Source organism: Brevibacillus fulvus, from assembly GCF_016908525.1.
Classification (GTDB): domain Bacteria; phylum Bacillota; class Bacilli; order Brevibacillales; family Brevibacillaceae; genus Brevibacillus_G; species Brevibacillus_G fulvus.
Map to the genome: position 1 here is coordinate 196,685 of NZ_JAFBEB010000005.1, position 21,833 is coordinate 218,517.

The 21,833-nt window shown below is 48.7% G+C and carries 20 protein-coding genes; 4 read left to right on the plus strand and 16 right to left on the minus strand.

Annotated features, from left to right (window positions below):
• The 4 genes from cyoC to JOD01_RS09465 form a co-directional block, all read right to left on the minus strand.
• Positions 1–609 (minus strand): cytochrome o ubiquinol oxidase subunit III, encoded by a 609-nt coding sequence (gene cyoC / locus JOD01_RS09450; protein ID WP_204518072.1) that lies wholly within the window; start codon positions 607–609, stop codon positions 1–3.
• The gene (locus JOD01_RS09455) at positions 609–2,576 is read right to left on the minus strand and encodes a cbb3-type cytochrome c oxidase subunit I (protein ID WP_204518073.1); all 1,968 of its coding nucleotides are present in this window, start codon (positions 2,574–2,576) and stop codon (positions 609–611) included. The genes cyoC and JOD01_RS09455 overlap by 1 nt, the downstream gene beginning before the upstream one ends.
• 26 nt (positions 2,577–2,602) lie before the next feature.
• Positions 2,603–3,577, minus strand: coding sequence for a ubiquinol oxidase subunit II (locus tag JOD01_RS09460; RefSeq protein ID WP_204518074.1), 975 nt, complete (start codon positions 3,575–3,577; stop codon positions 2,603–2,605).
• Between the two features lie 328 nt (positions 3,578–3,905).
• Entirely contained in the window at positions 3,906–4,169 is a 264-nt protein-coding gene (locus JOD01_RS09465; RefSeq protein WP_204518075.1) for a hypothetical protein, read from the minus strand.
• 257 nt (positions 4,170–4,426) lie between these two features.
• Between JOD01_RS09465 and JOD01_RS09470 the strand changes: the two genes are divergently transcribed.
• Both JOD01_RS09470 and hmpA read left to right on the plus strand, forming a co-directional pair.
• Positions 4,427–5,512, plus strand: coding sequence for a PrsW family glutamic-type intramembrane protease (locus JOD01_RS09470; RefSeq protein WP_204518076.1), 1,086 nt, complete (start codon positions 4,427–4,429; stop codon positions 5,510–5,512).
• A 231-nt stretch (positions 5,513–5,743) separates the two neighbouring features.
• Entirely contained in the window at positions 5,744–6,952 is a 1,209-nt protein-coding gene (hmpA, locus tag JOD01_RS09475) for an NO-inducible flavohemoprotein (RefSeq protein ID WP_204518077.1), read from the plus strand.
• Between the two features lie 45 nt (positions 6,953–6,997).
• On the opposite strand, the gene JOD01_RS09480 is transcribed toward hmpA, so the two are convergent.
• Positions 6,998–7,693 carry a Crp/Fnr family transcriptional regulator gene (locus JOD01_RS09480; RefSeq protein ID WP_204518078.1) on the minus strand — a complete coding sequence of 232 codons (696 nt, stop codon included), beginning with the start codon at positions 7,691–7,693 and terminating at the stop codon, positions 6,998–7,000.
• 221 nt (positions 7,694–7,914) lie between these two features.
• Between JOD01_RS09480 and JOD01_RS09485 the strand changes: the two genes are divergently transcribed.
• Positions 7,915–8,877, plus strand: a complete 963-nt coding sequence (locus tag JOD01_RS09485) for a S8 family peptidase (protein WP_204518079.1) — start codon at positions 7,915–7,917, stop codon at positions 8,875–8,877.
• Between the two features lie 99 nt (positions 8,878–8,976).
• On the opposite strand, the gene ggt is transcribed toward JOD01_RS09485, so the two are convergent.
• From ggt to JOD01_RS09530, 9 genes are all read right to left on the minus strand, one after another.
• Positions 8,977–10,587: a gamma-glutamyltransferase gene (ggt, locus tag JOD01_RS09490; RefSeq protein ID WP_204518153.1), complete on the minus strand. Its 1,611-nt coding sequence runs from the start codon at positions 10,585–10,587 to the stop codon at positions 8,977–8,979.
• 28 nt (positions 10,588–10,615) lie between these two features.
• Complete coding sequence (locus JOD01_RS09495; RefSeq protein ID WP_204518080.1) at positions 10,616–11,146, minus strand: chromate transporter; 531 nt, start codon at positions 11,144–11,146, stop codon at positions 10,616–10,618.
• Complete coding sequence (locus JOD01_RS09500) at positions 11,143–11,730, minus strand: chromate transporter (RefSeq protein ID WP_204518081.1); 588 nt, start codon at positions 11,728–11,730, stop codon at positions 11,143–11,145. The genes JOD01_RS09495 and JOD01_RS09500 overlap by 4 nt, the downstream gene beginning before the upstream one ends.
• A 25-nt stretch (positions 11,731–11,755) precedes the next feature.
• A complete protein-coding gene (locus tag JOD01_RS09505; protein WP_338028547.1) occupies positions 11,756–12,745 on the minus strand; it encodes an ABC transporter ATP-binding protein in 990 nt (329 codons plus the stop codon).
• Positions 12,742–13,710, minus strand: a complete 969-nt coding sequence (locus JOD01_RS09510) for an ABC transporter ATP-binding protein (protein WP_204518083.1) — start codon at positions 13,708–13,710, stop codon at positions 12,742–12,744. The genes JOD01_RS09505 and JOD01_RS09510 overlap by 4 nt, the downstream gene beginning before the upstream one ends.
• A 20-nt stretch (positions 13,711–13,730) precedes the next feature.
• On the minus strand, positions 13,731–14,561 hold the full coding sequence (locus tag JOD01_RS09515; RefSeq protein WP_204518084.1) for an ABC transporter permease: 831 nt from the start codon (positions 14,559–14,561) through the stop codon (positions 13,731–13,733).
• A 2-nt stretch (positions 14,562–14,563) separates the two neighbouring features.
• Positions 14,564–15,517 carry an ABC transporter permease gene (locus JOD01_RS09520; RefSeq protein WP_204518085.1) on the minus strand — a complete coding sequence of 318 codons (954 nt, stop codon included), beginning with the start codon at positions 15,515–15,517 and terminating at the stop codon, positions 14,564–14,566.
• 33 nt (positions 15,518–15,550) lie between these two features.
• Positions 15,551–17,125, minus strand: coding sequence for an ABC transporter substrate-binding protein (locus JOD01_RS09525; RefSeq protein ID WP_204518086.1), 1,575 nt, complete (start codon positions 17,123–17,125; stop codon positions 15,551–15,553).
• Positions 17,126–17,205: 80 nt separating this feature from the next.
• Positions 17,206–17,682 carry an Lrp/AsnC family transcriptional regulator gene (locus tag JOD01_RS09530; protein WP_204518087.1) on the minus strand — a complete coding sequence of 159 codons (477 nt, stop codon included), beginning with the start codon at positions 17,680–17,682 and terminating at the stop codon, positions 17,206–17,208.
• Positions 17,683–18,042: 360 nt separating this feature from the next.
• On the opposite strand from JOD01_RS09530, the gene JOD01_RS09535 reads away from it, so the two are divergent.
• Positions 18,043–19,266, plus strand: coding sequence for a multidrug effflux MFS transporter (locus JOD01_RS09535; protein ID WP_204518088.1), 1,224 nt, complete (start codon positions 18,043–18,045; stop codon positions 19,264–19,266).
• A 65-nt stretch (positions 19,267–19,331) separates the two neighbouring features.
• Here the strand turns inward: JOD01_RS09535 and fumC are convergent, their stop codons facing one another.
• Both fumC and JOD01_RS09545 read right to left on the minus strand, forming a co-directional pair.
• A complete protein-coding gene (gene fumC / locus JOD01_RS09540; protein ID WP_204518089.1) occupies positions 19,332–20,720 on the minus strand; it encodes a class II fumarate hydratase in 1,389 nt (462 codons plus the stop codon).
• Positions 20,721–20,807: 87 nt separating this feature from the next.
• Positions 20,808–21,791: a lipoate--protein ligase gene (locus JOD01_RS09545; protein WP_204518154.1), complete on the minus strand. Its 984-nt coding sequence runs from the start codon at positions 21,789–21,791 to the stop codon at positions 20,808–20,810.
• Positions 21,792–21,833: the final 42 nt, after the last annotated feature.

Sequence of the window (21,833 nt, forward strand, 5' to 3'; positions counted from 1 at the left end):
TTACATCACCCCCATCAAATATACGACGGTGAACAGGAAGATCCAGACAACGTCCAGGAAGTGCCAATACAAGCTGATCGTCGTGATTTTCCGCTTGGTCACCGTGGTGATCCCATAGCGTCCCAACTGAACCATCAAACCAATCATCCACAGCAAACCAACAGAGACGTGAAGTCCGTGAGTTCCTACCAAGGTAAAGAAGGCGGACAAAAAGGCACTGCGCGAGATTGTCGCACCTTCTTGCACCATATTGGCAAACTCGCTAATTTCCAAACCGATAAAACCTAAGCCCAAAGCAGCGGTCACAATCAACCAGCCGATTAAACCTTTGACATTGCCTTTATGCATGGCCAGCGTAGCCAACCCGCTAGTGAAACTGCTGGTCAACAAAATAAACGTCTCCGCGACAAATCCCGGTACTTCAAAAATCTCTTTGCCAATCGGGCCGCCATCGGTGTGCGTCCGCAATACGACATACGTGGCAAACAAAGTCGCAAACAAAATACAGTCCGTCACCAGAAAGATCCAAAAACCAAGCACCTTTAGCTGTTCATGCTCTTCGTGGTGATCGTGGTGATCATGTGCGTGGTGGGTTACCGCATGTTCCATTATACAACCCTCCCTAACGATGCTTCGGTTCGTTTCACTTCGTCAACGGGAATATAATAATCAGTGTCATACTGGAAGGAACGGGCAAACAGGCAGAGACCTACCCCAATCAGTCCGACTACACCCATCCACGTCCAGGTAAAGGTGAAGCCAAATCCGGCGATAAACCAGAAAACCGACATGATAAACGGAATTCCGGAATTCTTCGGCATATGGATCGGTTCCAGCTCCGCTTTCTTCGGCTCTTCACCGTTTTTCATTTCTTCTTTCATAATCCACCAAGCGTCTTGGCCTTTCACTTCCGGCACGATTGCAAAGTTATACAGCGGCGCAGGAGAAGGAATCGACCACTCCAACGTGCGTGCATTCCACGGATCGCCCGTCTTGTCTCTTTCCCCATGCTTGATGCTGTAGCTGATTTGCCATACCTGGAAGATAAAGCCGATCCCCATCAACAGCGCGCCGATCGAGGAAATAATGTTCAACGGCGCCCAACCCAAATCCCAGCCATAGGTGTAGACACGTCGGGTCATCCCCATGAAACCGAGCGCGTATTGCGGCATAAAGCAAACATAGAACCCAATATTCCAGAACCAAAACGCCCATTTGCCCAGTTTTTCATTCAGCGAGAAGCCAAACATTTTTGGCCACCAGTAATAAATCCCGGCCAAATATCCGAACACGACCCCACCAATGATGACCTGGTGGAAGTGGGCGATCAGGAAATAGCTGTTGTGATATTGATAGTCCGCCGGCGCTACCGCAAGCATAACCCCGGTCGCACCGCCGATGACAAAACAAGGAACGAAAGCGATCGTCCACAACATCGGCGTTTTCATCTGAATCCGTCCACGGAACATCGTAAAGAGCCAGTTGAAGATTTTGACCCCTGTCGGAATCCCGATCGCCATCGTGGAGACGGCAAAGAATGCGTTCACGTCGGCTCCGGCACCCATCGTAAAGAAGTGGTGAACCCAGGTGAAGAAAGACATCACGCTAATGATCATCATCGAGAATACCATCGATTTATAGCCGAATATTCGTTTTTTGGAGAACGTTGCCACAATCTCCGAGAACACCCCGAACGCCGGGATGACCAGAATATAAACCTCAGGGTGACCCCACATCCAGATCAGATTCACATACATCATCGGGTTGCCGCCCTGCGTCATCGTAAAGAAGTGAGCGCCAAAGTAGCGATCGATAAACAGCAAGGCCAGCGTAACCGTCAAAATCGGGAATGCGAAAATAATCATGATGCTGCTGGACAAGACAGACCAGCTAAACAAAGGCATTTTCATCAATTTCATGCCTGGCGCACGCATTTTGAGAATCGTCACCAGGAAGTTGATCCCTGTTGCCAAACTACCGATACCGGAGATCTGAATCCCCCAAATATAGAAGTTTTGTCCCGGACCGGGATTGTGCGACATCTCCGACAACGGCGGATAGCTCAACCATCCGGCATTGGGCGAACCGCCAATCACAAAGGAAATATTAAACAGCATAGCCCCCATCATGAACAGCCAAAAGCTGACGGCGTTCAGGAAAGGATAGGCAACATCGCGCGCTCCGATTTGCAACGGCACGACGATGTTAAACAAAGCAAACATCATCGGCATCGCCATGAAGAAAATCATAATCGTTCCGTGAGTCGTAAAAATCTCGTTATAGTGTTCGGCGTGCAAAAACTCTACGCCGGGCAAAGCCAGTTGCGCCCGCATCAGCAAGGCATCAACACCACCGCGGAACAACATGAGCAGCGATGCGATCAGGTACATAATCCCGATCTTTTTATGGTCAACGGTTGTCAACCACTCTCGCCACAGCCAACCCCATTTTTTGTAATAGGTTAAAACAAACAGAATGGCAAGGCTGGTCAGGGCAATGGAAACATCCGCACCATAAATCAATGGATCGCCAGTGACAAAAAAGGTTGACGCAAATTCCTTGATGCTTTCTAACATTTCATTTCCTCCTCTCTTCCGCCTTGTTATTCTGCCTTCTGTCCAGACATGTCGTGATTCATATGTTCATGATCCATCATCTCATGGTCCATCCCGTCGGAATCTGATTCAGTATCTTTCGAATCATCGCCCATTTGATGATGCTCCATATATTGTCCGCCGTTTTTATTGACAACTTCATCAAACAAATCGGCAGGGAAGGACGAGAACGTCATTTCTTCCGACTGACCGGGTTCGGCCAATTTGTCATAATCAGCTTTGCTCATCGAGGGCGCCGTCTGTTTCACTTGATCGACCCATTCGTTAAATTCGCTTTGCGGTTTCGCGACCACCTGGAATCTCATGTGTGCGAAGTCCCGTCCGGAGAAGTTGGCTCCCGTACCGTAATATTCGCCCGGCTGATCGGCCTGCAGCCATAATTGCATCGCCATCCCCGGCATGGTGTATTCTTGTCCACCCAACTGCGGAATCCAGAATGAGTTCATCGGCGCATCCGATGTCAGTTGGAAATTGATCGGTACGCCAGTCGGAATCTCTACATAGTTGACGGTGGCAATGTTTTGATCTGGATACTGGAAGAGCCATTTCCAATCCAGCGAAGTTACCTGAATCGTAATCGGTTTTGCATCTGATACCGGCGGTTTCGCCAGTGCATAGGTGTCTCTCACTGTAAAATAGCCCAAAATCCCGATAATTACGATCGGAATCCCCCACCAGACAATCTCCAACACCTTGCTGTCATCCCAATCGGGCATATAGGGAGCTTTATTGTCCGGTTTGTCTCGATATCGCCAAACAATATAGATCAAGATGGCCAATACCGGAATAATGACAATTGTACACAGGATAACCGACAAGATAATCAGTCGATACTGCGTCTCTGCAACCGGCCCCTTCGGATCGAGGACGAAATATTGCGCATCGCAGCCCGCCAACAAAATGGTCGAGATTACTGCCAAACAAAAAAATGTAAAGCGGTTGAACAGCCCTCTCTGTTTCATCTTTTCAACTCCCCACTCTCATTATCAACATAAAACCAGCGTGGTTTTTAACAAACTTTAAAAAATGCGTAATTAATTAAATTGTGATCGAACTTCTGTTGCTCATTTATAATAGCAAATCAACGCCATTTCGTATCGTGCTTTTACAGGATCGTCAATAATTTTTTGTTTTTCTGCCTCGATTTTGCCACCAATTAGACAAGAGTAAAATTTTACTGCAATTTTTACAGTATCTTTTAACCTAAACTTTGGCTAAAAACGCAAAAAACCAGCCGTTACAAACACGGCTGGCTCCTATACATTTTTCTTTGTAATCAATTCTTTTCGTCTATCCGTTCCGACGATCATTTTCTTCCTTGCTGTGCAACAAATGAACAAAAGTACCGACACCAAATATTTGCATTCCGGCGATCACCATTCCAATGCCCACCATCAACCCAAGATTTTGATCGCTGAAATCGCTTCCATGATAAAAGGAAACAAAAATTCCTGCAATCAATGAAATCCAGGCAAGCACTTGCATGATTGCCGCTACTCGATGGCCATCATTTCTCATCATGGCATTTTTTAAAGAGTGGATGTATTGACTCATCTTTACCACCACCATTTTGCTGTGTCGTTATTGCACATTATAACATAACTTTCGAAAATTGTTCAAAAAAAATTCATTTATTGATCATTTTTTTGCCACAAAGTCATGGAGGGTTTCTGCTTTTTTGGCCATTTCCAGAAAAGGCTGCGCCTGAATATTGGCTAAGTTTACAAGCAACCATAACTCAAATATAATATGGGCTGCATTTGTATGAAAAATTTCGGCTATTTGCAAAAAAATTATGTGGGGGTTCTTCTATGATTTGTGACAAATGTCAGCAGCAAAACTCCGCGGATGCGCGATTTTGCTCACAATGCGGACAGGAACTGGCGCCAGCAGCTCAACATCATCACGGCGAGACGATTCGCCATGTTTTTTCCGACGTTGCCGATAAAATCAATCGGGTCGCCGGAGTCGAGACGCCGAGCGAGCTCAAATTGCGCGAGGTGTTCTCCAATGTTTTTGTGAAACATTCGGAAGAGGATGCGGAAAAACTGTTTTTTGTCGGGACGAGCTACACGACCCCACAGATTCAAAATGTGGTAGACAGTTGGCCAAAACCTTGGTTATTTGCTCGCGTCTTTTTGCTTGCCGCACTTATTTATTTTGGCCTTTATCTGGGCGTCGACTATTTTGGCAATCTGAATTTCCTGCCCGGTCTGATAACATTGGGCTCGTTCCTCGTTCCATTTACGTTATTGATCTTTTTTTGGGAAATGAATGCCCCGCAAAACATCTCCATCTATAAAATTATCAAGATGCTGTTCGTCGGCGGGATTTTATCGCTGATCGCAGCCGTATTTATTTATGATCGCATCGGCGATACCCACAGCTCGATTATGATCGGCATCGTCGAAGAAGCGGCAAAAGTTTTGGTCGTCCTATGGTTTTTACGGGATCGCAAATATAAGTATATTTTGAACGGTTTGTTGATTGGCGCCGCCGTTGGAACTGGATTTGCCGCTTTTGAATCGGCGGGGTACGCGTTTCGGGTTGCCTTGTTTGCCGATTTGGACTCGATGTATTCGATTATTTTTTGGCGGGGAGTGCTTGCCCCGGGCGGGCACATCGTCTGGGCGGCATTGTCCGGAGCGGCGATTTGCATGGTTAAAGGAAGCAGAGAATTTAGCTGGTCCATGCTCAAGGATATGCGCTTTCTCCGCATTTTCGCGATCGTCGTCATTCTGCACGCGCTCTGGGACTTGCCTCTCTTTGCGGACGCGGATTTTCCCTTGGTGCAAATTATTTTGACGGTTATCTCCTGGGTCATTGCCTTTGCCGTAATGAACGCCGGTTTAAAAGAAATTTCGTATTTGAAACACCAGCAGGAAGTTCAGTTGTAGACGACATTGCCCCGTCACGGAAAAAGCTTTGGCAGCGTTCTGGTTGCCTGTCCGTCACAGAAAACAGCCTGCTGCCCTGCGGGATAGGTAGGCGGACCAGACTTTCCTTGTTCGAGTTGAAACAAGATCTGCAAAACTTTCACAGCGAAATGTGATCTTCGTCATATTTGCAAATGGACACCCTCCCTTACGATGAAGAAGGTAACAAACCATCGAAGGGAGTCTAACAAGATGCTCGATAAACAAACTATCGAAATTGTCAAAGCGACTGTACCTGTTTTGGAAAGCCACGGAACGGCCATTACGACGCGTTTTTATCAATTGTTGTTCCAGCGTCATCCTGAATTGCTGAATATATTTAATCACGCCAATCAAAAACAAGGCCGCCAACAAACCGCTCTGGCCAACACCGTTTATGCGGCTGCCGTCCATATTGACCGACTGGAGGCGATTTTGCCGGCTGTAATGCAAATCGCCCACAAGCACAGAAGTTTAGGAATCCAACCCGAGCACTATCCGATTGTGGGAGAAAATTTGCTGCAGGCGATCCAGGACGTTTTGGGAGAGGCGGCTACCGCAGAGATTATCAACGCCTGGGGCAAAGCATACGAGTATATCGCAGCCGCCTTTATTCAGACGGAACAAAGGTTGTATCAAGCGGCTGGTTGGGTTGACTTCAAAAACTTTATCGTCAAACGGAAAGTGAAAGAGAGCGAAGATGTCTGCTCCTTTTATTTGGAGCCGGAAGATGGGCAACCGGTTGCTCCCTTTGCCCCCGGCCAATATATCAGCATTAAGTGCACAGGAATCCCCGGCGAAACGCATGAACATATCCGCCAGTACAGTTTGTCGGATGAACCGGGGAAACCTTTCTACCGCATCAGTGTCAAACGGATCGACGCTCTTCAGGACAAACCGGAGGGCAAAGTATCGAACTATCTGCATCAACACATCAACGAAGGAGAACTGTTGGCGGTTAGCGCTCCCGCTGGCGATTTTACAGTCGATCTGGAATCGGATGAACCGGTTGTGCTGATCGCCGGCGGAATCGGGCAAACCCCACTGCTCAGCATGTTGAAAACATTGCGACGCCAGCAACCGAATCGCCCGGTCACTTTCCTGCACGGATTGCAAAACAGCCGTTTCCACGCACTGGCTGATGAAGTCAAAGCGCTGCGCTCCGCATCAGGACCATTCCCGTATTTTGTCGCTTACTCCAATCCGCTTGCGGAAGATCGGTTGGGCGAGCATTTTGACAAAGCTGGCTTTGTTGATCTGGAATGGCTGCAAGCCGTCGTTCCTGACAAAAACGCTGATTATTATATTTGCGGCCCGCAACCGATGATGCAAGCCGTATACCGGGCTTTGCGGACATGGGGCGTCGCTCCCGAACGAATTCATTACGAATTTTTCGGTCCGAAAGGCATGATTGAAAGCTAAACAGACAAAGACAAAACCGCCTCCGTTAATGAATTAACGGAGGCGTCAGTTTGCATCGCTCCATTGTTTGAGCCGATCGAAGTTCAAAATCGTAATATGCGTACGATTTTTGGCCGCAACCCCTTCTTTTTGCAATCGATTGAAAAAGCGGTTTATCGTCTCCCGGGTAGTCCCCACCAATGTGGCGATCTCCTGGTGCGTCATCGGAATATGTATTTTGATCACTCCATCCTTGTCCGGCACGTATTGTTCCGCCAATTTACACAAGAAGGCAATCACTCGTTGATCGACAGTATTAGCGGAAAATACTTGCAGTCTTTCCTGCAGCTCTTTGATCTTCTCGCCTAGAATTTTCATCACCTTGACAGCGATCGTCGGTTTCTGCAACATAAGCTGTTCAAACTTGTGTACGGGGATGATCAGCAGTTGCGTATCGATCAAGGCTTCTGCCGTTGCCGGATATGGATCGTCATGGAAAAAACCGACGTGCGGAAACATCTCCCCGGCCCGCAGCAAGGAAACGGTTTGTTCATTGCCGTTTTCAGTGACTTTATACGTCCTCACCAAGCCTTCGGCAATAAAAAAAACTTCCGTCTTCTCCGCACCCTCAGAAAATATCACCGATTTTTTCCGGAAAAACCGTTTCACGGTAATTTGGTTCAAATAGGCCAACTCTTCGGAGTCGAGATTGCGAAACAAAGGCACCGAGCGAAGAGCGGCAGCTGGTTCATTGCTGTACATGACGACACCTCTTTCTTATCATCCATTATATCGCACATTTCGTTTCGCTCCATGTTGGAATGGCGAAACCTCTCCCGCCTCCCTGATGACCAATCCAGCGATTTGTGCGATTGAGGAAATCAACTTCCTCCCATCAATAGCCGAGTCAAGCGACAGCTTGGCCCCATAAGATAAAGTAAAGTTGTAACTTTTTTGGTTCATCTGAAAAGGGAGGGGTCAAAATGGTTTACTCATTAGTCAATCATACCGTATTAAGGGGATCTGCTGTGCCCAATCAGGGGGTAACAGACTATATTCCCACCGGCATCCAGATGATGGGCACTCCTTACTTGTGGACAGATAATGAAGGCGAGGGAAGCGTCATCGCCATACTCGATACCGGGATCGATCGTAACCATCCCGATCTGCGTAGCAATATCATTGATGGACGCAATTTTACTACTGACTACAATAGCGATCCTGCCAATTATGAAGATAACCATTATCACGGCACCCATGTCGCTGGAATTATTGCCGCTGTCGCCAATCAGAGCGGTATCGTGGGAGTCGCTCCCCGAGCCAAACTGTTTATCGGGAAAGTTTTGACCGGTCAAGGCTATGGTGAGGATGAATGGATTACGAATGCCATTGAATACTGCATTGATTGGACTGGCCCAAATGGCGAAAAAATCAGTGTCATCAACATGTCGTTGGGCGGCCCTGATTATAACCCGAATTTGCACGCTGCGATTCAAAGAGCGACGGAAAACAACATTGCTGTCATTGTGGCCGCAGGAAACGAAGGTGACGGCAGTTCCGCGACCGAAGAAATTTCCTATCCGGCCTATCTGCCTGAAGTCATTGCGGTTGGGGCCGTCGATTATGCGCAAAAGGTCGCTTATTTTTCCAACACCAACCGGCAAATCGATGTGGCAGCGCCTGGAGTCAATATTTTGTCTTGTTATCCGCGCGGCACTTATGCCATTTTGAGCGGAACATCAATGGCCAGTCCCCATGTTGCCGGATTCGCCGCCTTGCTGCGAGGCAAATTTTTTGAAAGATTTGGCCGCTATCCTTCCGAACCGGAGCTGTACACTCTGATTAAATATCATACGGTTGATATCGCCGAAATCGGCATGGATACCGCAGCCGGAGCCGGTTTTGTCTCAGCGCTGCCTTATCTCCAAGCCGCTCCCTCCGCGTAGCAAAAGAAAGCATAACAAAAAGATCGCCGCTCGCTTTGTGGAGGGGCGATCTTTTTGTAGAGCAGAATACACCTGTTTCATACCGTGTTCATCGAGCAATTACCAAGCCGCGATTGTTCCGTCTGTCCGGAAATCGGTGCCGCCGATCAGGACGCCGTCTTCGTTGCGCACAATGATTTGTCCGCGGCCAAATCCACCCGTACTGAGAGCCACCTTGATATCGTGTCCTTTGCGCGCGAGGTTTCTGGCGATATGATTCGGGAATTGCGGCTCGACTTCGACCGTCTTTCCTTCCATCCATTGCCATCTGGGCGCATCCAAAGCAGCTTGCGGATTCAAGTGGAAGTCGACCATGTTCATCACGACCTGCACATGTCCCTGCGGCTGCATAAATCCGCCCATCACGCCAAATGGACCAACCGGTTTTCCGTCTTTGGTCAGGAAACCGGGGATAATGGTATGGTACGTCTGCTTGCCTGGCTCCAGACGGTTGTCATGAGTCGGATCAAGCGAGAAATTGTGTCCGCGGTTTTGCATGGCGATCCCGGTATCGGGAATGACGATCCCGGAACCAAAACCCATATAGTTGCTTTGGATGTAGGAAATCATGTTGCCCTCGCCATCAGCTGCCGCCAAGTAAACCGTACCGCTTCTTGCCGGTTCACCCGGTTCCGGTTGCAGGGCTTCTTCGCCAATCAGCGCGCGTCTTTCGACAGCATATGCTTCCGACAGCAGGTCTTCCACGGAAACGCTCATTTTGTCAGCCTGCGTGATATATTTGAGTCCGTCAGCGAAAGCCAGCTTCATCGCTTCCATCTGTTTATGGTAAGTCTCAACCGTATCTTTTTCGGCAAATTCGTAGCCCTTTAAAATATTGAGAGCCAGCAATGCTACGAGACCTTGGCCATTGGGGGGAATTTCCCAGACATCGTAGCCTTTGTAATTCACGCTGATCGGATTTACCCACTTCGGAGCGTAAGCCGCCAAGTCTTCTTTGCGCAAGAAACCGCCGTGTTCGCGGGAGAATTGGTCAATCTTCTCTGCCAGTTCACCGCGATAGAACGATTCGGCTTTCGTTTCGGCGATGCTTCGCAGCGTTTGGGCATGACCAGGCGATCTCCACATTTCGCCCACCTGCGGCGCTCTGCCGTTAGGCGCAAACGTTTTGAACCAGTTTTCGAACTCTGGGCCGGTCAATGTTTTCTTAAATTTGTTGTAAGCCAGGTTCCAGTAATGAGCCAATGTGGGCGACAGCGGAAACCCGTTTTCAGCATAGTTGATCGCCGGTTGCAATACTTCGCTCAACGGCAGTCTGCCAAACCGTTCCGACAAGGCTGCCCAGGCGGAAGGCGCACCCGGTACAGTCACCGGGAACCAGCCGTAGGTAGGCATTTTTTCATGGCCCGCCGCTTTCACGGCATCGATCGAAATGCTTTGCGGAGCAACGCCGCTTGCATTTAAGCCGTGCAATTCTCCTTTTGTCCAGACGATCGCGAAGGCATCGCCGCCGATTCCGTTGGAAGTTGGTTCGACAACCGTCAAACAAGCCGCAGTGGCGATGGCGGCATCAATCGCATTGCCGCCTTTTTTCAAAATATCCAAACCTGCTTGGGCAGCCAGCGGTTGTGAAGTAGCGACCATGCCGTTTCGAGCAACGGTAGCCATGCGTTGTGAAGAATACGGATAATGTAAAGCGTCAAATTCAATCATCATGTACGCCTCCTGTTAGGTTCAGGATTTATTTGATAAAGATAATTCCATATACCATAGCACCAGCTATGGCGATGGCCGGATGAATCTTCTTTCTTTCCAGGAAGAAGAAGGCAAGTGCCGCTAGCACGACAGTATGAATCAGTCCCATTTCCTCAATGGAGCCTTGAAAAAACTCAACAGCCAAGATCCCAGTCATAACTGCGACGATCGGGCGTACCGACTGGGTCATGGCTTTCACTTGCGGAGCTTTTTGGAACAAATTCAGAAAACCTAAAAGGAGCACCATGGCAATCGCCGTCGGAGCAATCGTGGCGATCAAGGCAACGATCGAGCCAGCGACTCCCGCTACTTCATAGCCGACATATCCGGCCAACTTCGTCGCGATCGGACTGGGCAGCGCATTCGCCACCGCCAGCATTTCGCCAAACTCCTGATTGGTCATCCAGTGGTAATGATTCACGACTTCATTCTGCACAAGCGGGATACTGGGCGGTCCGCCGCCGTAGCCCAAAATATTGGCAATAAAAAAACCCCAAAACAATTGCAAATAGATCATGCGCTCATCCCTCGATCTTTCTCCTGGCGTTTGGCCTGTTTCATTTTCCAGGTTGAATAGAGGAAGGCGCCCAATAAAAAGATGGCCACAAGCAGGCCCGGATGCAGATTAATAAACAGCAAGGCAATAAGAGCCAAAGCAATCAGTGCGATAAAACCAACTTTTTGTTTATCCGCCGCTTTCCAGCCTTTCGACACAAATTCCCATGTCATCGAAACCATCATCACGCCGATAACCGGTTGAATGGCGTCGATCATCCCGCGAACGATTCCGGCATCCTTTAATTGCGTTACAACTTGCAAAAGGGCGATCATCACGATGACGACCGGTAAGGAGACGGCGACGACTGCAATGAAGGAACCTAACCAGCCTTTTACCTTGTAGCCGACATACGCGGCCATTTTGGTGGCGATCGGTCCAGGCAACGCATTCCCCAACGCATAGTTATCGGCAAATTCTTCAGAACTTACCCATTGATATTTTTTGACGCATTCCGTGTGGACGAGGGGGATCATCGTCGGACCTCCCCCGTAGCCAAAGATGCCCACGCGGAAAAATGCGAGAAACAACTGCCAGTACACCATTTTTCCATTAACCTCCCAGCCACAATTAATGTTGCGAGCTGAACAATTCTTTGTACAAATGACAGGACACCAATTGTCCTCCGCCGATATCCTGCAGTTGAGGAGCTACCTTTTTGCACTCTTCTGTCGCATGCTGGCAACGAGGATGGAATGTACAACCCGAAGGCGGATTTGCCGGGCTGGGCAGATCGCCTGTCAAGATGATCCGTTCGCGTTTTGCCTTTGGATTGGCCTGTGGCACGGCCGAGAGCAGCGCCTTTGTGTAAGGGTGACTCGGATTTTCAAACAAGGTGCGCTTGTCAGCGATTTCCACCACTCGTCCCAAATACATTACGGCAACGCGATCACAAATATGCTTCACAACCGAAAGATCATGTGAAATAAAAATCAAGGTCAAGTTAAAATCACGTTTCAAGTCTTTCAACAAATTGAGAATTTGCGACTGAATCGACACGTCCAGCGCAGACACCGGTTCATCGGCGATAATCAGTTTTGGTTTCAGCACCAATGCGCGGGCAATCCCGATCCGCTGGCGCTGGCCTCCGGAGAAATTATGCGGGTGACGATTCAAATGTTCCTTTTGCAGACCGACAACCTGAATGATCTCTTCGATGATTTGCATACGTTCTTGCTTGGTGCCAATGTTGTGTACTTCCAGTGACTCCAGCAAAATTTGTTTGATCGTTTTGCGCGGATTCAGCGAAGCATATGGGTCCTGGAAAACCATCTGGATATCCTTGCGAACTTGGCGCATCTCTTCTTTTTTCAACTTGGCCAGATCCTGTCCGTTAAAGAGCACTTCGCCGCCTGTCGGCTCCAACAACCGAAGGATCGTTCGGCCTGTTGTTGATTTTCCGCAACCAGATTCCCCTACGATCCCCAGCGTTTCTCCCGGGTAAACCGTCAAGTCGATTCCGTCAACAGCACGAACATGACCGACTACCTTCCGAAAAGCACCGGAATGGATCGGAAAATGCTTTTGTAACCCTTTTACCTCCAATAATGGTTCCATTATTCATTCACCTCCGCATACAACCAACAACGGCATTTCTGTCCGCCCAAATCAAGCAAGTCCGGCTGTTTTTCCGAACAGATCGGCATCGCCTTGCTGCAGCGCGGTGCAAAACGGCAGCCGCTCGGCATTTGGTGGGCCAAAGGTACGGAGCCGGGAATGGTCTCCAGATACTCCCTTTCTTCATCCAGTTCCGGTACCGAGTTCATCAAGCCAATCGTATATGGATGTTTTGGACTTTCAAACAATTGATTGATTTCCGCCTCTTCCACCACCTGCCCGGCGTACATGACGATCACACGGTCACACATTTCTGCCACAACGCCAAGATCGTGGGTAATCAACATGATGGAAGTACCGGTCTGTTCTTTCAACTTTTGCATCAGTTCCAAAATTTGCGCTTGAATGGTTACGTCGAGCGCAGTGGTCGGTTCGTCGGCGATGATCAGTTTCGGATCACAAGCCATCGCCATCGCGATCATCACCCGTTGCCGCATCCCCCCGGACAACTGATGGGGGTATTCGCCGTAAATTTCTTCCGGCCGCGGCATCCCGACCGCTTTCAGCATGTCGATCGCCCGTTTTTTCGCTTCTTCTTTGGTAACTTTGCGGTGCAGCAACACAGCTTCTTCGATTTGCCGGCCGACGGTGTGCAATGGATTGAGCGAAGTCATCGGCTCCTGGAAAATCATCGCAATCTCATTGCCGCGAATCTTTTGCATATCTTTTTCTGACAAGGAGAGCAAATCTTTGCCCTCAAACGTAATTTTCCCTTCAGTAGAACCGTTTTGTGGAAGCAGTCGCATGATGGAGAGGCTGGTCATACTTTTCCCACAGCCCGATTCGCCTACAACTCCAAGAGTCTCCCCTTGCCGAATGGAAAAATCGACGCCATCAACAACGGAAACTTTCCCCTGGTCGGTTTTGAACCGAGTCCGCAACTGTTGAACTTGTAAGATGTCACTCATACTCCCACTCCTCCCTGAAATTATTTTCTCGCTTTCGGATCAAGGAATTGTTGCAATCCATCACCGAGTAAGTTAAAGCCAAGCACAACGACGAAAATCGCCAATCCTGGGTAGAAGGTTGCGTATGGGGCAACAGAGAGCAAGCTTTGCGCCTGGTTTAACATGCTTCCCCAGGAAGGTGTCGGCGGTTGCACCCCAAGACCCAAATAGGACAGCGAAGCTTCGGCAAGAATCCCGGTAGCCATCCCCAAGGTAGATTGAATGATAATTGGGCTCAATGCGTTCGGCAAAATATGCCCGAAGATGATACGCATATCTTTGACCCCCACAGACTTGGCCGCTTGTACATATTCCATATTGCGCAAGCTTAGAACCTGACCGCGTGTAATCCGGACAAACGATGGAGCAAAGCCGATCCCGATCGCCAGCATCGCGTTGCCAAACCCGCTGCCAAGCACGGCGGAAATCGCCAAAGCCAAAATGAGGAACGGGAAAGCCTGCATCGCATCAATAATTCGCATTACAACCCATTCGTCCCAAAAACCGCGATAGTAACCGGTGAACAAGCCAATCGGCACGCCGATAATCATCGCAATTCCGACCGAAACAATCGCCGCTTCAATCGAAACACGAGAGCCGTAGACGACGCGGGAAAAGATATCCCGTCCGAGGTCATCTGTTCCAAACAAGTGCTGAGCGTTTGGTTCTTGCAGAATCGCATTGTAATCTTGTGCATTCGGATCATGGGTAGCAATCGCTGGTGCAAAAATCGCCACAAGAATCAAGAGCAAGATAATCAGGGCACCAAGCAGACCTAATCCCGTCCGCAAGAAACGTTTCACTGTTTTCATGATTAATCAGCCCCCTTGCCTGATTTAATTCGCGGATCAATCACCGCATACAGCAAATCAACCAGCAAGTTAACGACGACGACTAACAGCGCGGATACGAGGATTGCCCCTTGAACCGTAACATAATCCCGTTTAAACACTGATTCAACAATCAACCGGCCAAAGCCTGGAATCGAAAAAATCGATTCGGTAATAACCAAACCGCCCAGCAGACCGGCAACCATGAGACCAGATGTGGTGACAACCGGAATCAAAGCGTTGCGCAGAACGTGACCAAGGATGGTTTTGACTTCGTTCAAGCCTTTTGCTTTGGCAGTACGAACAAAATCCATGTTCACCACTTCAAGCAAAGAAGATCGCAACATTCTCATCAAAACAGCGGATTCACGAAGTCCGGTTGCGATACAAGGAAGAACCATCGCCATCAAGTTTGCTTTTGGATCTTCAAAGAAGGGAACATAACCGGAGGATGGGAACCAGGTGTGTTCGACGGTAAAATAAATAATGACCATCATCGCCAACCAGAAGTTGGGGATACTCATTCCGCCCAACGCCAGAAATGAACTGGTGTAGTCAATCCAGGTATTGCGTCTGACTGCGGCCAAAATCCCGGTCGGTATCGCAATGATTAAGGCAAAAATAAATGTTCCGATGGTCAATTCAATCGTGGCGGGGAGCCGTTGCAAAATCAGATCGGAGACGGGGACGTGGTCGGTGATGGACATGCCCAGATCGCCACGCAACACCTTGCCTACCCAATTGAAGTATTGTTGGACGATCGGCTGATCCAATCCCAGTTCTGTCCGCAGTGCCTGATACGCTTCCGGTGTCGCCTCCTGTCCTAAAATGACCCGGGCAGGATCGCCCGGGATCATATGAATTAAGGAGAATGTCATAATCGACACCAGGAAGAGAATCGGAATGGTTAGCAGTAATCGTTTTACTACAAATAGCATAACTGATCCTCCCTTGGTGTATGGAATGGTAAATTATTGCTTGTCCACAGTTGCGACGCGGATAATACCATCAGGCACATAGGTAAAGCCAGTCACCTTTTTGGAGAGTCCGAATTTGTCGTAGTTGTGGTAAATATAGCTGTAGCCGGCATTCTCATGCAGCGCATCCATTGCTTGTTTGTACAGTTCGGCACGTTTGGCATCATCCAGCTCAGTTCTTGCTTGCTCCATCGCTTTATCCAGTTCAGGTGAAGAAATGCCCGCATAGTTGTTCGGCATATCGGTCACAACGAAGGAATAGAAGTTTTGGTCAGGGTCGATCCGTCCGGACCAGCCAAGCTGCAGCGCTTCAAAGTTGCCGTTATCGCCATTTTCCAGCAGCGTTCCATATTCCACTTTTTCCAGTTGAACATTAATCCCGTACGGTTTCAACATGTTTTGAATAACAGCACCGAATTGTTCGTTGGCAGGCGTGGTGGAAATTTGCAGTTTAAAGCTAAAGCCGTTTGGTTGTCCGCCTTTTGCCAGCAATTCTTTAATTTCTGCCGCATTTGGTTTCGGAGCGTTGTCTGTCGCTTCATTGTAAGCCATGCTTCCTGGCGGGAATGGAGACCAGGCAGGTGCGCCGTATCCATCAAACAATACTTTTACCACGGTTTCGCGGTCGATCGCGCGGTCAACGGCTTGCCGCAAATATTGGTTGGCCAAAGGTCCTTTTTTGGTATTGAGGAACATTCCTTGGTAACCCATGTTTGGCTTGGTGATCGCAGTCAAATTTGGATCTTTGGCAACGGTCGGAATTTCCTTGATCGGAATCTCGTCGATGATGTCAACCATGCCGGAACGCAGGTTTTGCACAGCGGCGGAAGTATTGGTGAATACTTTATAAGTCACTTCGTCGAGTTTCGGCGCGCCATTCCAATAGTTTTCATTTTTCTTCAAAGTGACGTGGTCGCCTTTGACGTGTTCAACGAAAACGAACGGACCGGTACCAACCGGGTGATTGATGTAATCATCCCCGTACTGTTTTACTGCGGCCGGAGAAACCATCATACCAGCACGGTCAGTCAACACGGAAATAAATGGAGCAAACGGGCTCTTCAACGTCACAACAACCGTTTTGGCGTCAGGGGTTTCAATTTTATCAACTAAGTTTAATTCCGCTTTACGTTTTGAATTGTCTGACAGATCGCGCTCCAGGTTGAATTTAACCGCTTCTGCGTTGAAATCCGTTCCGTCCTGGAACTTGATGCCCTCTTTTAATGTAAAAGTGTAGGTTTTCCCGTCTTCGGAAACTTCATAGGAATCAACCAGAGCAGGAACGATTTTTCCTTCTGGGCTGATATCGAACAACTTGTCATAAATACTGTTTTGAACTTGGCGATCATACAGTGAAGTGGAAGCCATCGGATCCATGCTTGGCGGATCTGCTTTCAACGCAATGTTCAAAACTTTTTTCCCAGCTGTTGCTGCGCTGCCTGCATCACTATTGGCTGCGCCAGAAGATGGTGTGGTTGGTGCAGAAGATTGTCCTCCGCACCCTGCCAGTGCTACCATACTGCCCAAAATCACTGTAGCCAATGTTGCGCTAAATTTTTTGGAAAACATTGTCGGTGAACCCCTTTCTGTCTCTTTTTTGATTTGAGATAATGTTCAGACTTTTTTATGAAGCAAACCCGAAGGTTAGTTCAACGAATGAATTTGAATTTCGATTTCAGCACTTTTAACTCCATGATCACATTGGATTTGATAATACCTTCAATCTTGTTCAACTTGTTCATGAAGAACTCTGAAAATTCTTGATTGTCACGGGTAAAAACTTGGATTAGCAACTGATACTCGCCCGATGTCAAGATAACCAATCTGACTTCAGGAGTCTCTTGCAGTGTGTTTATCACTGCATCCAGGTAATTGCCGGATACAGCAAGTTGGATGATCGTTTCGACACGGATTCCTGCTTTCACCGGGTTTACGACGCCGATTAAACTGAGAACACCTTCTTCTTGCATTTGCTGAACGCGCATTCTCACGGTTTTTTCGGTAACGCCAAGTTCTTTGGCGATTTGCGTAAACGGGGTCCGAGCGTTTTCTTCAAGGAAACAAACGATTTGGTAATCGAGATCATCCAATTCCGAGTAAAGACTTCGCTGGAAGGAATCGTCCAATTTTTTACCTCTTTTCGTATTAAATTTTCTCTTTGTATCCTAAATACGGTTTAAAAGATTAGATTTAGGACGAAATATAAAAACTATTGATCTATATAATAGGCGACTAAATTTAAATATTCAATATCTTTTTTTAATATTTTTTTATTTTCTTATGGAAATTAACTATTTTTCGACAATTTTTTCATTTCTGTTGTTTATCCGTTTCCGAGGTGGACTGCCAACAAAAAATTTTTTGCTTTTGTCCGTTACTTACTGCGCGGCAACTTCTTTACTTGTCGGTCAGTCAGCTCTAAAATGTGTTACATTAAGCAGACGAAACAGATTACAAAGAGTGGAGAGTGGAGAGTGGAGAAGCGAATGAACGACATGGAAGTTGCATCCGCAGCGCCGGTGAGGACGCGAAGACTATGGATGGCCGTAATTTTGGGGGCTTTGTCTGCATTTGGGCCGTTGTCACTCGACATGTACTTGCCTTCTTTGCCAAGGTTAGCCGAAGAACTGCATACAAGCGCATCTACGGCACAATTGAGTTTGACCGCCTGCTTGCTCGGGCTGTCGCTAGGGCAATTATTGGCCGGGCCAGTAAGCGACGTGCGCGGGCGCCGCAAACCGTTGCTGATCGGATTGGCGATCTATTGTGTCTCATCATTTTTATGCGCGATGACTCCGACGATTTGGGGTTTAATTTTGCTTCGCTTTATGCAAGGGGCTGCAGGGGCAGCCGGGATTGTGCTCTCGCGGGCGATGGCCAGAGACATGTACGCAGGCCCGGAATTAACTCGATTTTTTTCCTTACTGATGCTGGTTAACGGGGTTGCCCCGATTTTTGCGCCGATTGCCGGCGGACAGCTTTTGCAGATCACTTCCTGGCAAGGAGTGTTCGTCGTGTTGGGCTTGATCGGGTTGATCATGTTTTTGGTTGTGGCTTTTGGATTGCCGGAAACTTTGCCAGCGCAAAAACGTTCCAGCGGAGGGCTCAAAAACACCTTTGCCACATTCGGCGGATTGCTTACCGATCGTGTGTTCATGGGCTTTGCCTTGTCGCAAGGTCTGGTGATCGCAGCAATGTTTGCATATATATCCGGTTCTCCCTTCGTGCTGCAAGATATTTATGGCATGTCCCCGCAAATGTTCAGCCTCTGCTTTGCGGTCAATGGGGTTGGGATCATCATCGCGGGGCAGATGACCGGCAGATTGGCCGCCCGGCTCGGCGAGGTCAGACTGCTTGCCGCCGGACTCGCACTTGCCTCCATCAGCGGAATCCTCTTGCTGTTGATGATCTTGCTGAAAGCAGGCTTAATCGGCATCCTGCTCCCCTTGTTTATTGTCGTCTCCTGTGTCGGAATTGTCAGTACCAGTGCATTTTCGCTGGCCATGCAAAATCAGGCCAAATCGGCAGGAAGCGCTTCGGCCCTGCTCGGAGTTCTTTCTTTTATCTTTGGCGGTTTGGTGGCTCCGCTCGTCGGCCTCGGGGGCAGTCAGACGGCGATCCCCATGGGCGTCGTCATTGCGGCAGCGGAAGTCGGCTCCGTACTTTGTTACCTTGGACTTGCGGGGCGCCGCAGAACAAACGAAGAGTAAACAAAAAATCCGCCTTATCGGCAAAAGAACTGTCGCTTGCCGAACGAGGCGGATTGCTTTTTTGTCTATTCTCTCGGGTGAATCATCAACTCCGGCCGCACAATTTGGTCAAACTCCTCTTCTGTCAGCAACTTGCTCTGAATCGCTGCCTGCTTGAGAGTAAGTCCCTCTCTATGGGCCAATTTGGCTACTTCAGCCGCCTTTTCATAGCCGATATGCGGATTCAATGCCGTGACCAACATCAGCGAATTTTCCAAATGAGCTTTGATCACCGAGCGGTTTGGCTCAATTCCGATTGCCAGATTGTCGTGGAATGAGCGGATGGAATCAGCGAGCAGCCGTACCGATTGCAAGAAATTGTAAATAAGCACCGGTTTAAATACATTTAGCTCAAAATTTCCCTGGCTGGCAGCAAAACCGATCGTGGCATCATTGCCCATTACCTGGCAGGCAACCATCGTTAACGCTTCGCTTTGTGTCGGATTCACCTTGCCTGGCATGATCGAGCTGCCCGGCTCATTGGCGGGAATGGTGATCTCGCCAATGCCGCTGCGCGGTCCACTGGCCAGCCAGCGCACATCGTTGGCAATCTTCATCAAGTCTGCGGCTAACGCTTTTAACGCTCCGTGCGAATAAACCAACTCGTCATGGCTCGTCAACGCATGGAACTTGTTTTTGGCCGTTACAAATTTTTTGCCGGTCTGACGGCTGATCTCCTCCGCTACCATCTGTCCAAAGCGCGGGTGCGCATTGATGCCGGTACCGACCGCTGTTCCGCCGATTGCCAACTCCCGCAAAGGCTCCAGAGTCGCCTTTATCATTTCTTCCGTTTTTTCCAACATCCGCTGCCAACCACTGATTTCTTGCCCCAGCGTCAAGGGGGTGGCATCCTGCAGATGGGTTCGGCCGATTTTGATGATATCGGCAAACTGCTCGCTTTTTTTCCGCAATGTGTCTTTCAATGTTTCCAAGGCAGGCAACAGCTGATCTTCCAGCGCCATGACAGCAACGACATGCATCGCCGTCGGAAAAGTATCGTTGGAACTTTGCGATTTATTGACATCATCATTGGGGTGGATGCGCTGTTCGTACCCCCGCTCTGCCAAAAGTTGATTGGCGCGATTGGCAATGACCTCATTTACATTCATATTTGTCTGGGTTCCGCTTCCGGTTTGCCAAACGACCAACGGAAAATGATCGTCCCATTTTCCCTGGCGAATCTCCTCGGCGGCTTCAACAATGGCATCCGCCTTCGCTTGCTCCAGCTTGCCAAGTTGCAAATTGACGAGCGCGGCGCTTTTTTTCAATATGGCGAAAACGCGAATCAGTTCCAGCGGCATTTTTTCAGTGCCAATCTTGAAGTTTTGCAAACTGCGTTGCGTTTGGGCGGCCCAAAGCTTGTCGGCTGGTACCGCGATCTCCCCCAGCGTATCTTTTTCCGTCCTGTATTCCATGTTTGACCCTCCTTTTTCCGTATGGTGCCTGGTCTATTTTCCCCTTACTCGTATTTTAGCTAGTTCTCCTTCGATTCAGACAAGCTTCTATAACAATTCCAGCCATTCCGCCGAAGTGATTGGACCAAAATAGTGCGGCAAATCAATCTGCGCAGAAACAGCGGCAAGCGCTGTCCGATCATAGCGAACACCAATCAGTTTCTCCTCTACCTCGCGGACATCACCTTGGCCAAAAAAGTCGCCGTAAATGGCAGCGGTCCGAATGATCCCCCCCTCAACATAGAGCCGCACGTCAAAAGTGCCTGTGCCGAGCCGTTTGACGTGCTGAACGTTAAAGGCCGGCGACTTTCCATAGTTCCAATCCCAATTCCGATACCGTTCGTTCGTCAGTTTGTCAACCTGTTGCCAATCGCTCGCTGACAACTCGTACCTATGGATGTCCGAACCCTCGAAAATCGATTCGAGCAAATATTGTTTGAATTGCTCGATCGTCATCGGCTCCCGCAAAAACTCGGTAATATTGGCGACGCGGCTGCGCACCGACTTGACCCCTTTGGACTTGATTTTTTCCGGGTTGACCTTCAAGGCCGAAGCGACATGTTCCATCTGTGAATCAAACAGCAACGTGCCATGCGTAAACATCCTGCCTTTGGTTGCAAACTGGGCGTTGCCGGAAATTTTCCGCTCTCCGACCTGAATATCGTTTCGACCGGTCAATTCTGCCGCAACCCCCAGCTTATGCAGCGCTTTCACGACAGGTTCCGTAAACTTGCGATAATTGTGAAAGGACTGTCCATCGTCCTTGGTAATAAAGCTGAAATTGAGATTGCCCAAATCGTGATAGACGGCTCCGCCTCCCGATAACCGGCGTACTACCTGGATGCCGTTTTGTTCCACGTACTCTTGGTTGATTTCTTCCGCTGTGTTCTGATTTCGACCAATGATGATCGACGGTCCGTTTATGTAAAACAACAAATAGTCATTTTCGATCGGGAAGTTTTTCAGGGCGTATTCCTCCAACGCAAGATTGCGTGCAGGATCGGTAATATTTTGATTATCAATAAACAACAGCATCCATTTATTCCTCCTTGGCAAAATTCCAAGATATTAACT

Coding starts and splice junctions, on each gene's coding strand:
- cyoC (WP_204518072.1), bottom strand. CDS start 609: ATGGAACATGCGGTAACCCACCACGCACATGATCACCACGATCACCAC.
- JOD01_RS09455 (WP_204518073.1), bottom strand. CDS start 2,576: ATGTTAGAAAGCATCAAGGAATTTGCGTCAACCTTTTTTGTCACTGGC.
- JOD01_RS09460 (WP_204518074.1), bottom strand. CDS start 3,577: ATGAAACAGAGAGGGCTGTTCAACCGCTTTACATTTTTTTGTTTGGCA.
- JOD01_RS09465 (WP_204518075.1), bottom strand. CDS start 4,169: ATGAGTCAATACATCCACTCTTTAAAAAATGCCATGATGAGAAATGAT.
- JOD01_RS09470 (WP_204518076.1), top strand. CDS start 4,427: ATGATTTGTGACAAATGTCAGCAGCAAAACTCCGCGGATGCGCGATTT.
- hmpA (WP_204518077.1), top strand. CDS start 5,744: ATGCTCGATAAACAAACTATCGAAATTGTCAAAGCGACTGTACCTGTT.
- JOD01_RS09480 (WP_204518078.1), bottom strand. CDS start 7,693: ATGTACAGCAATGAACCAGCTGCCGCTCTTCGCTCGGTGCCTTTGTTT.
- JOD01_RS09485 (WP_204518079.1), top strand. CDS start 7,915: ATGGTTTACTCATTAGTCAATCATACCGTATTAAGGGGATCTGCTGTG.
- ggt (WP_204518153.1), bottom strand. CDS start 10,587: ATGATTGAATTTGACGCTTTACATTATCCGTATTCTTCACAACGCATG.
- JOD01_RS09495 (WP_204518080.1), bottom strand. CDS start 11,146: ATGATCTATTTGCAATTGTTTTGGGGTTTTTTTATTGCCAATATTTTG.
- JOD01_RS09500 (WP_204518081.1), bottom strand. CDS start 11,730: ATGGTGTACTGGCAGTTGTTTCTCGCATTTTTCCGCGTGGGCATCTTT.
- JOD01_RS09510 (WP_204518083.1), bottom strand. CDS start 13,710: ATGAGTGACATCTTACAAGTTCAACAGTTGCGGACTCGGTTCAAAACC.
- JOD01_RS09515 (WP_204518084.1), bottom strand. CDS start 14,561: ATGAAAACAGTGAAACGTTTCTTGCGGACGGGATTAGGTCTGCTTGGT.
- JOD01_RS09520 (WP_204518085.1), bottom strand. CDS start 15,517: ATGCTATTTGTAGTAAAACGATTACTGCTAACCATTCCGATTCTCTTC.
- JOD01_RS09525 (WP_204518086.1), bottom strand. CDS start 17,125: ATGTTTTCCAAAAAATTTAGCGCAACATTGGCTACAGTGATTTTGGGC.
- JOD01_RS09535 (WP_204518088.1), top strand. CDS start 18,043: ATGAACGACATGGAAGTTGCATCCGCAGCGCCGGTGAGGACGCGAAGA.
- fumC (WP_204518089.1), bottom strand. CDS start 20,720: ATGGAATACAGGACGGAAAAAGATACGCTGGGGGAGATCGCGGTACCA.